The organism is Desulfosarcina variabilis str. Montpellier (assembly GCF_048565275.1).
Taxonomy (GTDB): domain Bacteria; phylum Desulfobacterota; class Desulfobacteria; order Desulfobacterales; family Desulfosarcinaceae; genus Desulfosarcina; species Desulfosarcina variabilis.
In genome coordinates, this window is the sequence record NZ_CP159846.1 from 7620134 (window position 1) to 7633710 (window position 13577).

The following is a 13577-nucleotide window of genomic DNA, read 5'->3' on the forward strand; positions in this document are numbered from 1 at the left end:
TAACCAATAGGAAAACAATGCCAAGCCAACATCTTCCCGCTCCCATGATCACGCCCGCTTTCGTTGAGGCGGATGTTTAATCGCATCCACACGTCTTTCAATGAAATCGATCACGTTACATTCCAGTCGCACATTGTTGAGCCGGTTGATGCGCGGAATGCCGCCGGGGCTGACACAATTGATTTCCACCAACCGGCCGGCAATAATATCGATGCCCACGAAATAAAGTCCATCAGCAATCAACTTGTCTTTGATGGTCTCACAGATCCGCCGCTCCCTGGCCGTGACCCGATGGGCATGAACCTGGCCGCCCGCGTGCACATTGGTCCTGAAATCCCCTCTTTTTGGTTTTCTGCGCATGGCCCCGATGATTTCTCCGTTGAGCAGAAGAATGCGCACATCGCCGTCTTTTTTAACACTTTTGAGATACTCCTGCACCATGATCGGCTCACGCCGGGCATAGGTTTCATAGGCCCGGACATAGTAGTGAATCAAAGAGTTGAGATTGGTCCGGTCGCGGGTACTGACCTTGATCACGCCTTCTCCGCCAAATCGCTGCAGGGGCTTGACCACCATGTCGCCGCCAAAATCGTCAATGATTTTGCGCAGGCGCGAGGGATCACGGGAAACATGGGTTTCGGGAATGATTTCCGGAAAATTCAACGTATAGAGTTTACTGTTGCCCAGAATCTGGCCGGTGGTGCTGTTAATAATGAAAACGTGTTTATTAGCGGCTTGCAAAAACTCCAGAGTCTGATAATTAAGCGGTGGATTGCTGCGCAAGAACAACGCATCCAGGTCGGTAACGGTTTCGAACACCAGATGCTCCTGTTTGGCACAACGAATAATCGCCTGCCAGTAAGCTTCCATTCCCAGCCCCGGCTGAACACTGATATTGCGCATGCGGGCCACGACCTGACCTTTGCGGATATAAACGTCATGGGGCTCCAAAAAATAAATGGTATGCCCCCGTTCGTTGGATTCATACATCAGGTGGCTGGTGGTCTCGTTTTCCGGCTGGATGCTTTCCAGCGGGTCCATCAGGTAGGCAATCTTCATTATCCACACATCCACAGTTGTAGGGTTGGTGACAAAGACTGGATGATTATTTTTATATCGATTTTAGCGGATTGGCAACCCTGACGGATTAGTCTACCCAGGGTAACCGCATTTGGATGGTTGTGATGTTTTTCACGGGCATGGCCCGCTCCAACCGCCAACTGCTTAGCCATGTGTGGTTTTTTGTAGGAGCTGGCCATGCCTGCGACCCTTTTATTGCAGGATTCGGTTCCAAATGCGGTCACCCTGATTAGTCTACCGGTCAGATCTTGCCACCCAGCGATCGGACGCGTACAATGAGCAGGATTTTGTTTTTACCGATTTAGACCTCGGGTGTTTGTCAATCCCTTTAGAGCCTGTTTGAGAAAATGGAAGGCGTTTTTATATGTCCATGGCATCGCCATCGCCAGTACTGCTGCTCCAGATACCGTCTGATCAGAGGTTTTTGCGGCCCCCGGGCACCGTGTCGGAACTGACGGCCTTTGTCGCCGCCATCGTCGTAACCCCGTTTGACGGACCGTTGATCCCGGAAGGTGGCAGCAGGCAGGTTGAAGCACTGCTGAACATGATAGAATCGGTCGCAGCTGATGGAACTGCGGTGCGTTGTTTTTATCGACAAGCGCTTCACCCGGCATCGTTGCGGGCCTTGATGGGTGCATTGCCTGCCCGTGCGCACAACCTGAGCCTGTCGCTCATCTGCCGTCTGGGTGACAGGGCCGATGAAAAACCGGCCGTTCCCGCAAAGAGTGGCAATAGTGGTATTGTTCAAATCCAATGGCAGGTAACGAGGCGGCTGCCGGACATTGGTTTTTTCAAGGCGGTTTCCAAGGCCGGTATCTGGAATCACCTGATCCTGGACGGCCCGGCGGCAACCGAGGCCAATCGCAACACCATTGTCCGTCAGCCCAACATTATCAACAGCTGGGAAGATACGACCACCGGTGGCGGCAACACTATGGCCGATGACGGATATGGCCGGTTAACGCCGCTGCCCGGCCGGCCCTTGTGGCAAATCGCTTCCGATCCGCTCCACCGTTTCATGCTCATCGACCGGTTCGGGAAAAACTGGCTGATGCGATCCCGGGCAGAGGACGACACAGGCGAAATCATCACCCTGGGCGAGCGCATGGTCTACTATTTCTGCGCACCGGATCAGCTTCCCGACGGCTATCTGGACGAGATCTGCGCCATGGTCGCGGCGGGCGGTACGGTCGCCGCAACCCATGTACGATCCAACCTGCAAAAGGCCTATTTGATCGGCTACGTGTTGGAAAACGGGGTAATTGTGGGCAATTCCAGTCTCAAGCATCCGCGGCCGCAGTACATTCAAAGCGTGCGCCGAAAATCGGGTCTGGACCTGACCGGTTTTGTGGAGCGCGGCTACACGTCGGTACGCCCCGAGTATCGGGGCCTTGGCATCGGCACCCGGCTTTTGGAAGGGCTTACCGCCCGGGCCGGCAAGCGCAAGATCTTCTCGGTCATCGCCGAAGATAACGAGGCCACCAAAATCATCGCCCGCCGCAACCGCACCCGCCAGGTGGCCAGCTATTATAGCGAGAAAGCCGGCAAACCCGTAGGCATTTGGATGCCCGAATGGATGATCGACAACCATGAGTAAATCCCAAGGCAAAACAGGTACTCGCATTGGCATCATCACGGTCCGGGAGCGCACTTACCATCCCAACCGCAGACTTTTGGAAGCCGCCGGCAGGGCCGGTTGCCAGGCAATGCTGATCCATCCCTACCATCTGTGGCCGACGATTGAAGGCAACGCATTGGGTCTGATCGGCGAGCATGCCGACCGGCTGCCCCAGGTCGTGCTGCCCCGCCAGGGTGCCGAGATCGGTGATACCTGCCTGGCACTGATCAGCCATTTTCAGCACATGGGCATTGCCCTGGTCAATGACCATCAGGCGGTTTCCATCGCACGCAACAAATTTCTTACCCTGCAGACACTCTGCGCTGCCGGCCTGCCCTGCCCTGCCACGGTCTTTGTCAACGATACGCTGGGATTCCAACCGGCCGTGGATCATTTGGGCGGCTATCCGGTGGTGGTTAAACCGGTCAACGCCCGCCAGGGTGAAGGCGTCATGCTGGTGAAGGATGAAAGTGATGCGAATGGCTGCGTCCTGCCCACCCTGAATCGCCAGCAGGGGTTGATGGTCCAGCGTTATATGGTACCGGATGGGCGCCGCGATATTCGCGTTCTGGTCGTTGGCGGTGAGTCGGTGTGCGCGGCATGTCTCACGCCCCAAAAAGGAGAATTCCGCGCCAACTTTCATTTGGGTGGTGACATCCGTGCCATGGATCTGTCCGCCGATCTGGAAAAGCCGGCCGTGGCAGCGGCGGCGGCCGTGGGCTGCGATGTGGCCGGTGTGGACATGATGGTGGACAAAGACGGCTTGCCGCAAATTATCGAGGTCAACTACTCACCCGGATTCCGAGGGATGGAAGCGGCCAGCGGACTGGATATCGCCGGCCGTATAATTGACCTTTCCATAAAAAAATACCAGAAGAAGTAAAAATATATGAAATTATCCAACTTTCACATGGGAAAAGACAAAGGTCTTGCGTGCGCGACAGCCACCGTCCATTTTGAGGAAAGCGACCGCCCCCCCAAAAATATCTTCATTGAAACCGAAGCGACATTTGCAGACGCCCTGGCGGCCAGTCCCCATGCCTTTGCCGTGGGCTGTCTGATTCCGGCACTTTACTTTGCTGAACGGCGACTGGCCATTGACGAAGCCATCTGCCCGGTTCTGAAGGAAGGGCTGGAGACCGTCATGGCCATTATGAAGCACTGGAGTGCAGGTGCCCTTCGACCGCTCTCAATCGAGGCGCCCTTGCTAAAAACGCCGCTGTACGGGGAAATGCCGCGCCAGGCGGCCATTTTCCTGTCCGGCGGCATGGATTCGCTGGCCGCCCTGAAATGTATGATGGACACCTATGACCGGTCCCACCCCGCCTATCCCCGCGATGCACTTCTGATTCACGGATTTGATATCGGCGGCGTCATCTCTCGCGGGGCCAAGTATCATGTCTTTGAGCGTGCCAAGGCGGCCATGGCCAAGGTTGCCGCGGACGCCGGCCTGACCATGATTCCCATTTACACCAACATCCGCCACCTGTGCGATGATCGCGATTTGTGGCTCAACTATTTTTTTGGCGCGGTCCTGGCGGCAACGGCCCATGCCCTGGCCCCGCGCATCAATCTGGCCTGGCTGGCCTCGTCCTATGAAATGCCCCATTTGCCCCCCTGCGGCTCCCACCCGATACTGGACCCGGCGTACGGCAGCGCTGACCTTGCCATTCGCCACCGGGACATCAACCTCTCGCGCATGGACAAGCTGAAGATCGTTTCCGGTTGGGATACGGCATTCCAGAATATTCGCGTGTGCCTGGCCAACGTGCCGGATAAACTCAATTGCGGTCGTTGTGAGAAGTGTGTACGCACGATGATGGGCCTGGAAGCATTAGGGCTGCTGAACAAAACCCGGGCATTTGATGATGATACCGTTGATCCGGCCTGGCTGGACGCCTTCAGCATTACCATCCGCGGCCGCGAGCCCTTCTACGTCGAACTCATCGACCCATTGAAGAAGTGCGGGCGGACGGATCTGGCAAAAAAGATTGAAGAGAAATTAATGCAGCGGATCGAATACGAGAACTGAAATGCGTTAAAATGTATGGAAACCAGCGTAGATTTCAGTTTCGGGGATAGAAGCCCACTTGGGCTTCTAAATCGATTTCGTCTGCAAAATGGGCGTACGAATTATTAATGATTGGCTGCTCGGTCCAATTCTTCTCGAATTACTTGACGAATAACCGTCTCGTTGAGAGTTTTGCCGCTTTTAGAAAGATATTCTCTGAGGGCTTCGTTAATCATCGTTTGATAACCATATCCAGCTTTTTCAGCTCGTGCGCGAAAGTTATCAATGATGTCCGTATCAAGGTACATTGTAATTCTGGTTTTTCCTTTTGTAGGAACAACCTGGCCTCTTTTAGCTTTTGTATAATCATATTCCTTTTTCATATTGTTTCCTTTCCGTTGGTGTCGCCTTTCGGGCCAAAATCAAACGGATGTTATCTGGACGGTATATATATATACAACGGTGATTATTCGACCGACTGCATCAGAACCAACGGTCACGAATCGTTTTTCACCGGCAACCCAATGGTCTTCCAGGGTCATGGCAAATGGATCAAAAAGCACAAACTCTGCATCGGAAAAACGGACCCCATGTTTTTTAAAGTTGATTTCAGCTTAATTTGGATCCCAAGTTATGTCCATGTCAAAAGACATATGCATACAATATATGTATATGTCAATGGTTTTTAGTGAGACTTTGATGTAACACTATGAATATAAAAGATTTGATTCAAAAGACGCGGTTATATCCCAGCCCGTCAGGCCGCCCACCTGGATTCCATTGACGCGTTGCGCCACGAGTGACTATGTAGTAAATTACACATCCTGAAGTAGTTCACGGAACTTCATTTCACAATTATCGAATTCTTTTTCGCCGGAATTGACATCAATCATCTTCCAGGTACGACCCTATCCATCCGATTAAATAGGTATTTTAAACAGATCAAAATCTCTATTTTACTATTGGCATTATCTATGCTGTCGGATCATTCTTCGATTTTTTATGGGGGCGCTTGCTGCGTTTCTCAGCAAGGCAATGGAGAAGGAGTAGTAATAGCAAGATTTTATACGAAATACTGTTTTTAGTAATCGATTGACATAGATCATGGTTCACAGTGGGGTCTTGAAGCTGGTCTGCCATTGTTGAAAGGTGAAGGAGATGGAAGAATGATGAAGCGTTTTTTAGTGATATGTGCGTTGTGTGTAATTCTATGCTGGTCTGGAATTGCTTCGGCAGCGTGGGTGTTGGATTCTGTAGAGGGAGAAACAGCCGCCAATGTTTCAGTTATCGAAAATGAAGGATGGTTGGAAGTATCCTGCAATTCAACTTATGCGAAATATACATACTGCTGGAGTGGTCAAAACCCACCGTATTGTGTAACATATCAAAACGGATATATAAAACTTCTCCGTGATAAGATTTACAACGTATGTATCTCATATGGTAATGGTTGCACAGCTAAAATAAACCCCACTTCATTAGCCGATGGAACGTATCTAATAAAAGCAGAGGTAGGCGATAGTAATGGAACTTATGCCTTACAAACAATACCCTTCACCATAGATAACAAACCACAAATAGAAATAACAAGCCCCTCAAACAATGAAACTGTAGAAGGTACTTTCGATATAGCCGGCACAGTAGATTTTAAAGATAACCCGGAGGGTATAGAGGGCACAATTTCTTATTACATTGATGGTTCAAACCCTTATTCCAAATCGTTCGAAGGCACCAATGTATCTTTTAGCTATAATAACGGCAGCACCAAGGCTGACTTAAATGCGGCGACGAAATCCAACGGAGAACATACAATCAGGGTCGTTGCAAGAGCGTATAATATGGTAACAAGCGAAAAGTCACTAACTAAATTGTTGATAACACGCCTGAAATTTTAATCAATAAGCCTACACCATATCAACACTTGAACGACGAATTCGATTTTACCGGCACAACAACTTTCAAAGACAACCCGGAGGGAATGGAAGGCACACTATATTTCTACGTAGATGGAGCATATAGATACGGTAAGGGGTACGAAGGGACGAGTGTAGATTTCAGCTATAATAATGACAGTACCAGAGCTGACTTAGATGCTGCATTAATGAGTAACGGAATTCATGAGCTGAAGGTCAGTGCAAGCTCCTATAATGGCTCAAGTTCCAATAGTACGGTAAAATTTATCGTGGGTTGTAAGGATGAGGACTACGACCTTGATTTTGATGAAGACGGCGTCGTCGATTGCATCGATGCCTGCCCAACGGAGTACGGCAAAGGCACGGACGGCTGCCCTGATCATGGCCTTGATCCAACCGATCCCAAAATATGCAAGAATGGTAAGTTGGTCGCCGTATCCGAGCAAGGCAACCCGATCTCCATTTATACGGGTAACAAAGTAGAATCTGAAAAGGACCTGAATTTTACTTCTCCCTTTGCTGAAGGGCTCACTTTTAGACGATTCTACAACAGCCAGAGTGAAATTCACGGCCCAATGGGATATGGCTGGACCCATAATTACAATGTCACCTTAACAGAAGTCACCAATTCCAATGGCGAATATTTGCGGATCATGGATGAAACCGGATTCAGTCGGTATTTTAACAGAAAACCAGATCCGGAAACCGGGGCGTTTTTGCCCCGGGGTGGAGAACGAACCAGCCTGACGGCCCGGGATAATACCTACATATGGCAGCGCCATGATGGGACCACTTATACATTCCACATGGTGTCCAAGCAGTTGCTGCATATCGAGGACCCGCTGGGCAACCGATTGAACGTATTCTACTCATCAACCAATAACCAACTTATCGAAACGGTTACCGACGAAGCCGGCGACCGAGCCCTGGAGTTCTCCTATACAAGCGGCCTGCTCAGCACCATACGCCTTGTCTCTGGAGGTATTGACGCCGGTGTCCAGGTCACCTATGGCCATGATGAAAACAGAAACCTGACAACGGTGACCTTTGCTGACGGATCGGGATTTGTCTATACCTACGACGATACGAATAATGGTACCAGCGCAAAGCCATTCATCAACAACCTTACCCGAAAAGTGGATGCCGCCGGTCACTTTCTGGCCGGCTGGGCCTATAACAGTGCGGATCGCTGTTATTTCAATGAAACCCCGGACGGCAGGGGTGTGACCATCGATTACGACAGCACGGCCGATGGCGTCATCGTGACCGATGCCTACGGTGTATCCAGGACTTATGGTTTTGCCACGATCAGCGCCCGCAAACGCATCGCGACAGTTTCCGGTGGGGCCGGCTGCTCCAGTTGTTCGGATGAACCGATCCGCTGGGAATACGACCTGCAGTTGAACGTCACTGAAATTGAGTACGCCAACGGACGAATCGACCGGTTCGCGGATTTCGATGCGCGGGGCAATGCCGGTACAGCCATCCGGGCGGTGGGCACGGCCGACGAACAGACCATGACGTCCACCTGGCATCCGCTCTTGAACAAGCCATTGACGCGCGCGCAAGAGAGCGTAATGGGCGGCGGGACAAAAGTCACAACCTGGGATTATGATGATGACGGCAATGAAATCGCCAATGAGAATCCGACTCCCCTTCTCCATCGGATCGTCGTCAGTGGATACACCCGAAACGCATCGGGTGCGTTGACTGCGGTCGAATCGGTCACGTTATTTTCCTATGACAGCCGTGGCCTGCTTCTAGGCGTGGACGGTCCACTTGAAGGCGCCGGTGACACGACCACCTTTGCCTATGATTCGGCAACCGGAGATCTGCTCAGCGTCACCCGGCCGGTATCCGGCAGCACGACATTCAGCGAGTATGACGCCGCCGGCAGGCCTGGGCGTATCACCGATCCCAACCTAAACAGCATCGACTATGCCTATGACGGCCGGGGCCGGGTTTCATCCATGACCCGGATGTGGGACAGTGCAGTAACGAATTTCACCTACACCCCGGCCGGCAAGCCGGATACGGTTTCCCTGCCCAACGGCATTATCCTGAATTACGAGTATGACTCTACCACCGGCAGGCTGGTGAGTATTACCGACGTCCTGGGTAATCGTGTGGCGCACGGCTACGACGACCAGGGCAATATTATCGAAACCGGCTATCTGCTTGCTTCGGGAACGCGCACTTTCCTGGAACGGTTCGATTACCAGCACCCGAACCGGCCCGGTAAACTGTGGAAGCAAATCAACCCGGACGACAGTTTCTTTGAATACGCCTACGACAGCGTGGGCAATCTGTATCAGGTCACCGACCCGGAAGGACGCACGACCACTTACGGCCATGATCTGCTGGGCCGTCAGGCATCGGTTGTCCAGCCGGGAACCGTGGCCACGGATTTGAACTACGATGTCCAGGGCAACCTGGTGTTGGTCACCGATCCCGAATCGCGCACCACCGAGTATGTGGTGGACGATCTGGGCCGCACGGTGACGGTCAATTCGCCTGATACCGGCACCACGCGATATGCTTACGATGCCGCCGGCAACCTGACCTCAAAAACCGATGCCAACGGTATCACCAGCACTTATACCTACGACGATGAGTACCGGCTCACCGGCATTCACTACCCGGATGCGGGTCAAGATGTGACTTACACCTATGATCAGGGCGCTGACGGCGTGGGCCGTCTGACCGGCATGAGCGATGCCTCCGGCAGTTATGTGTATGGCTGGGACGAGGCCGGCAATATAGTCTCCGAAGAGAAAACCATCGACGGAATCGTCTACACCACCGAATATGCTTACGATGCGGCCGGTTTGCTCACGGCAATGACCTATCCGGACGGCACGGTGGTTTCCTATCAGCGGGATGCGGCCGGCAATGTCAGCCAGGTGAGTGCGGTGCATAACGGCACCACCACAGTCCTGGCCAGTGGCATCGATTACCTGCCCTTCGGCCCCATGCAGACCATGACCCTGGGCAACGGCATTGGTGTGAACCGGTCCTTTGATCTGCTTTACCGCATGACCGGCAACATCTCCACCGGCGTTCAGAATTCAGACTATGGTCATGATCGATTGGGCAATGTCACCGCGGTCACCGACAATCTGAATTCCACCCGCGACCTTTCCTTTGACTACGATGACCTGTATCGCCTCACCGGTGCCGGCGGGATCTATGGAACCTTAAGCTTCAGCATGGACGATACGGGCAACCGCCTGTCGCGCACGGCAGACGGTGTTACCGAAACCTATGCCTACACCACCGGCACCAGCCTTCTGGACCAGATCGTGGGTTCCGGGACCGTGGACATCACCACCGATGCGGCCGGCAACACCACGGTCTATGGCAATCGCACCCTTGACTATGATCAGGACAACCGGCTGGTTCGGGTTCAGGAAGACGGGATTACCCTGGCCACCTACGTCACCAGCGCCGACGGCCGACGCATGATGAAAACGGTGGATGGAAGTGTGACCGTGTACCACTACGATCTCGAAGGCCATCTGATTGCAGAAAGCGATGGACAGGGTAACCTGACCCGGTTATACATTTATCTTAACGGGGCACCGCTTTCGATGGTTGTCGCGGATGGTGAAACCGATGGCGTTTATTATTACCACAACGACCATCTGGGCACGCCCCAGCGGTTGACCGACGTCACCGGCACTGTTGCCTGGGCCGCCGATTATCTGCCCTTTGGCGGAGTGGATATCACCGTTGAAACGGTTGAGAACAACTTGCGGTTTGCGGGCCAATACTACGACGCCGAGACCGGGCTGCATTATAACTACCACCGGTATTATGATCCGGATACTGGAAGGTACCTGACTGCTGATCCGATTGGGTTGGCTGGGGGGATAAATCTCTTTGCTTATGTTTCAAATGATCCGGTGAATTATATTGATCCAACTGGAGAACTTGGCTTTAGTTTAGCAAGAAGAGTTTGGAAAAAAATCGTTGCTAAGCATATATTGGGAACAAAGCCCGCAGGCACTCTATTCAATCAAGAAGCATCTACAGTAAAAAAATTGATTCGAAAAACTATAAAAGATGGAGAAATGACTGAATTGGGTGGCAAACATGGTACTCATTTTACATACAATTTTAAAAGGCCCATTGGAACGGAAGGAGAAACTACTGTTCTAGTGACTGTAAAAAAAGGTTCAATTCGGTCTGCATATCCTGTTGCTGGTACCATATTAGGAATTATAGGAGTTTTGGTTGATCCTTTTGATGCGATATCAGGAGAATTAAGTAACAGCGAAACTGGTGCAATAACATGGGACTGGAGACAAAATAGAACGTCACAATGCCCTTAGCACACGAAAACTGTTCCAGAGAAGATAGAAGGAGCCTAAAATGGGTGCCATTCTTTCAGTTATTGACGATGATTTTCAGAAAATAAAAAATTATGGATACATCGAAGATAAATTTTTAACAACTATAACAAAAATAGCTGACGACAATTCATGCATATGTTTAAGTTACATTTTAGGTTTTGAGAATACGGTTTTCAATTCAGCTCAGATGGAAGATATAATAGCTGAACTAAAAAAAATTTACCCGTTTTTTAATGATGATAAAACAATTAAAATTTTAGATAATATTAAAGCTGCTATCGACTTTGCTTTGAAAGACCCACCTCTCTATTTATTATTTGAAGGTGATTAGCACGTAGGTTGAGTTGAGGAACGAAACCTAATATTGACTTTATAGTTTAACAGACGGCGGTGAAAAATTTTGGGGACGGGGATGAAATTATGCGTTTCTTAAACGAGAGATGACAAAACGCATAATTTCATCCCCGTTATATATTAAAATCATTACGGAATACACCGCCACAAGTAGTATAAAAATAGAAGCCTTTTCGCGTAGAAAAAGAGAAAACTTCCTGATAGATAATGAGAAATAATTGGGTTTATAGGATTACAGGAGGTTACAGAAATGGACGACATTGCCCGCTTTGAAATGTTTTGTAAACTTCGCGCTGAAATTCGCGGCTCGGACAACCACCTGATCGTCGGAATCGATATTGCCAAAGATAAACATCACGCTTTTTTCGGTACAGCCAAAGGTCAGTCACTATGGCGGCGCCTGATTTTTACCAACGATCTGACAGGATTTAACCGGCTCATCGAACAGGCGAATACACTCATGACCCAGCATAACCTGACATCGGCCGTGTTCGGCATGGAACCAACCAGCAACTACCACAAGCCGCTGGTCTAGCTTTGGTAGCTTTGGGGTCCCACCAAATTAAACAATTGTAATTAAATGAAAAAGGTTGATTTTTATAGCCCTTATTATTGCTTAGCTGGCCTGTTTTGACCGCAAAAACACCATTTTAAGGTCCTGGCTGGAAAATCCACGGGAAAGTATTGTCCCAAGACATTTTTAACTCGTCCATCTTCTGCGGATAGCCATCCCCATTTCCGTAATTTTCTATGGTTTCCCGTAGATGATATTCATCCCTTCGTAATTGACATTTCTTTTTGCCTAAAGCGTTAATACCCAAAGCTGTCTGTAGTTTCTTGATAAATGGTTCGCCACCAACAGCAATACTTTCCACGAAATGTTTTTGACGCTCCGGTTTTTCTTTCAGCTGGCTGGATATCCATCCAGAGTGGGATGTGGCCAAGGCTTCATTTGAACCCACATTGAGAAACCTTTGCAACGCATTGTGATCGATCAATCGGTAACGGTCCTTAGGATGTTGGATTTCATGATATCCACTCCATTTCCATTCTGACGGGTGGTTCACCACTCCAGCGCGAACCATGTTCAAATCGACATATACCATGCACCGCCACAGATGTTCTCCAGACTCGATGGCGGTTGCATGATAACGGTCTTGCCAAAAGGCACCTTTTCGTTTTTTGCGTCGATTATATTCCTGCGCCGTCCTGCCGGCTATAAGCTGCATGGCTTTGGGAATGGCCTGGATATTTTCACTTGAAGAAAGAATGAGATGGGTATGATTGGATGTAACGATAAAATTGAGGATGGACAGCCGAAACTTCATTTTTGCTTCGAAAAGGAGTTCGATCCAACGATTGCGATCTTTTGCAAATTTTAAAAGGAAATCTCTCTTATGGCATCGGTGGGTGATATGCCAAATATATCCCGGTATAAAATGTCGATAAGCACGTGCCATCGCTCATATTCGCTTAGAATAGGTTTTTTACCCCCAAAAGTGGTCGCCTAAGGTACTTCCAGATATCATTTTTTCACCTTTTATCTTTTTATGTCAATTGGTTAATTTGGTGCGACCCAAGTACCCACAAATTCGATCTCGGCCTTTGCGCAGAGCTTTGGGGTCGCACCAAATTAAACAATTGTAATTAAATGAAAAAGGTTGATTTTTATAGCCCTTATTATTGCTTAGCTGGCCTGTTTTGACCGCAAAAACACCATTTTAAGGTCCTGGCTGGAAAATCCACGGGAAAGTATTGTCCCAAGACATTTTTAACTCGTCCATCTTCTGCGGATAGCCATCCCCATTTCCGTAATTTTCTATGGTTTCCCGTAGATGATATTCATCCCTTCGTAATTGACGTTTCTTTTTGCCTAAAGCGTTAATACCCAAAGCTGTCTGTAGTTTCTTGATAAATGGTTCGCCACCAACAGCAATACTTTCCACGAAATGTTTTTGACGCTCCGGTTTTTCTTTCAGCTGGCTGGATATCCATCCAGAGTGGGATGTGGCCAAGGCTTCATTTGAATCCACATTGAGAAACCTTTGTAATGCATTGTGATCGATTAATCGGTAACGGTCTTTAGGATGTTGGATTTCATGATATCCACTCCATTCCCATTCTGACGGGTGGTTCACCACTAAGCGCTGGCGAATAGTGTAACGCCAATGTTCGCAAAATAATAATGCTCGCATTTTGCATGCCCCTAAGATATCGATAGTTTACTTCTCTTACAAGATGACATC

The 13577-nt window shown here is 49.8% G+C and carries 12 protein-coding genes; 7 read left to right on the plus strand and 5 right to left on the minus strand.

Annotated features, from left to right (window positions below; genetic code table 11):
• Positions 1-48: 48 nt before the first annotated feature.
• Entirely contained in the window at positions 49-1059 is a 1011-nt protein-coding gene (gene gshB / locus Dvar_RS34375) for a glutathione synthase (protein ID WP_419657640.1), read from the minus strand.
• A 385-nt stretch (positions 1060-1444) separates the two neighbouring features.
• Between gshB and Dvar_RS34380 the strand changes: the two genes are divergently transcribed.
• From Dvar_RS34380 to Dvar_RS34390, 3 genes are read left to right on the plus strand one after another with little or no spacing between them, the layout of a single operon-like run.
• Positions 1445-2677: a GNAT family N-acetyltransferase gene (locus tag Dvar_RS34380; RefSeq protein ID WP_419657641.1), complete on the plus strand. Its 1233-nt coding sequence runs from the start codon at positions 1445-1447 to the stop codon at positions 2675-2677.
• The gene (locus Dvar_RS34385; protein ID WP_419657642.1) at positions 2670-3581 is read left to right on the plus strand and encodes an ATP-grasp domain-containing protein; all 912 of its coding nucleotides are present in this window, start codon (positions 2670-2672) and stop codon (positions 3579-3581) included. Before Dvar_RS34380 ends, Dvar_RS34385 begins: the two co-directional genes overlap by 8 nt.
• Before the next feature lie 6 nt (positions 3582-3587).
• Positions 3588-4730 carry a hypothetical protein gene (locus tag Dvar_RS34390; protein ID WP_419657643.1) on the plus strand — a complete coding sequence of 381 codons (1143 nt, stop codon included), beginning with the start codon at positions 3588-3590 and terminating at the stop codon, positions 4728-4730.
• A 104-nt stretch (positions 4731-4834) separates the two neighbouring features.
• Here Dvar_RS34390 and Dvar_RS34395 read toward each other — a convergent pair whose 3' ends face one another.
• Positions 4835-5092 (minus strand): BrnA antitoxin family protein, encoded by a 258-nt coding sequence (locus Dvar_RS34395; RefSeq protein ID WP_419657644.1) that lies wholly within the window; start codon positions 5090-5092, stop codon positions 4835-4837.
• 39 nt (positions 5093-5131) lie between these two features.
• Positions 5132-5317 carry a BrnT family toxin gene (locus tag Dvar_RS34400; RefSeq protein WP_419664204.1) on the minus strand — a complete coding sequence of 62 codons (186 nt, stop codon included), beginning with the start codon at positions 5315-5317 and terminating at the stop codon, positions 5132-5134.
• Positions 5318-5875: 558 nt separating this feature from the next.
• Here Dvar_RS34400 and Dvar_RS34405 point away from each other — a divergent pair.
• From Dvar_RS34405 to Dvar_RS34420, 4 genes are all read left to right on the plus strand, one after another.
• Complete coding sequence (locus tag Dvar_RS34405) at positions 5876-6604, plus strand: Ig-like domain-containing protein (protein ID WP_419657645.1); 729 nt, start codon at positions 5876-5878, stop codon at positions 6602-6604.
• A 206-nt stretch (positions 6605-6810) separates the two neighbouring features.
• The gene (locus Dvar_RS34410) at positions 6811-10956 is read left to right on the plus strand and encodes an RHS repeat-associated core domain-containing protein (protein WP_419657646.1); all 4146 of its coding nucleotides are present in this window, start codon (positions 6811-6813) and stop codon (positions 10954-10956) included.
• 40 nt (positions 10957-10996) lie between these two features.
• Positions 10997-11308 (plus strand): hypothetical protein, encoded by a 312-nt coding sequence (locus tag Dvar_RS34415; RefSeq protein ID WP_419657647.1) that lies wholly within the window; start codon positions 10997-10999, stop codon positions 11306-11308.
• Between the two features lie 273 nt (positions 11309-11581).
• On the plus strand, positions 11582-11866 hold the full coding sequence (locus Dvar_RS34420) for an IS110 family transposase (RefSeq protein WP_419657648.1): 285 nt from the start codon (positions 11582-11584) through the stop codon (positions 11864-11866).
• 115 nt (positions 11867-11981) lie between these two features.
• Here the strand turns inward: Dvar_RS34420 and Dvar_RS34425 are convergent, their stop codons facing one another.
• Both Dvar_RS34425 and Dvar_RS34430 read right to left on the minus strand, forming a co-directional pair.
• Positions 11982-12791, minus strand: coding sequence for a transposase (locus Dvar_RS34425; protein ID WP_419657649.1), 810 nt, complete (start codon positions 12789-12791; stop codon positions 11982-11984).
• 261 nt (positions 12792-13052) lie between these two features.
• Positions 13053-13526, minus strand: a complete 474-nt coding sequence (locus Dvar_RS34430; protein WP_419657650.1) for a hypothetical protein — start codon at positions 13524-13526, stop codon at positions 13053-13055.
• Between the last annotated feature and the right edge of the window lie 51 nt (positions 13527-13577).

Excerpts from the sequence above, each read along its gene's own strand:
- gshB (WP_419657640.1), bottom strand. The coding sequence starts at position 1,059 with ATGAAGATTGCCTACCTGATGGACCCGCTGGAAAGCATCCAGCCGGAA.
- Dvar_RS34380 (WP_419657641.1), top strand. The coding sequence starts at position 1,445 with ATGTCCATGGCATCGCCATCGCCAGTACTGCTGCTCCAGATACCGTCT.
- Dvar_RS34385 (WP_419657642.1), top strand. The coding sequence starts at position 2,670 with ATGAGTAAATCCCAAGGCAAAACAGGTACTCGCATTGGCATCATCACG.
- Dvar_RS34390 (WP_419657643.1), top strand. The coding sequence starts at position 3,588 with ATGAAATTATCCAACTTTCACATGGGAAAAGACAAAGGTCTTGCGTGC.
- Dvar_RS34395 (WP_419657644.1), bottom strand. The coding sequence starts at position 5,092 with ATGAAAAAGGAATATGATTATACAAAAGCTAAAAGAGGCCAGGTTGTT.
- Dvar_RS34405 (WP_419657645.1), top strand. The coding sequence starts at position 5,876 with ATGATGAAGCGTTTTTTAGTGATATGTGCGTTGTGTGTAATTCTATGC.
- Dvar_RS34410 (WP_419657646.1), top strand. The coding sequence starts at position 6,811 with ATGAGTAACGGAATTCATGAGCTGAAGGTCAGTGCAAGCTCCTATAAT.
- Dvar_RS34415 (WP_419657647.1), top strand. The coding sequence starts at position 10,997 with ATGGGTGCCATTCTTTCAGTTATTGACGATGATTTTCAGAAAATAAAA.
- Dvar_RS34420 (WP_419657648.1), top strand. The coding sequence starts at position 11,582 with ATGGACGACATTGCCCGCTTTGAAATGTTTTGTAAACTTCGCGCTGAA.
- Dvar_RS34425 (WP_419657649.1), bottom strand. The coding sequence starts at position 12,791 with ATGGCACGTGCTTATCGACATTTTATACCGGGATATATTTGGCATATC.
- Dvar_RS34430 (WP_419657650.1), bottom strand. The coding sequence starts at position 13,526 with ATGCGAGCATTATTATTTTGCGAACATTGGCGTTACACTATTCGCCAG.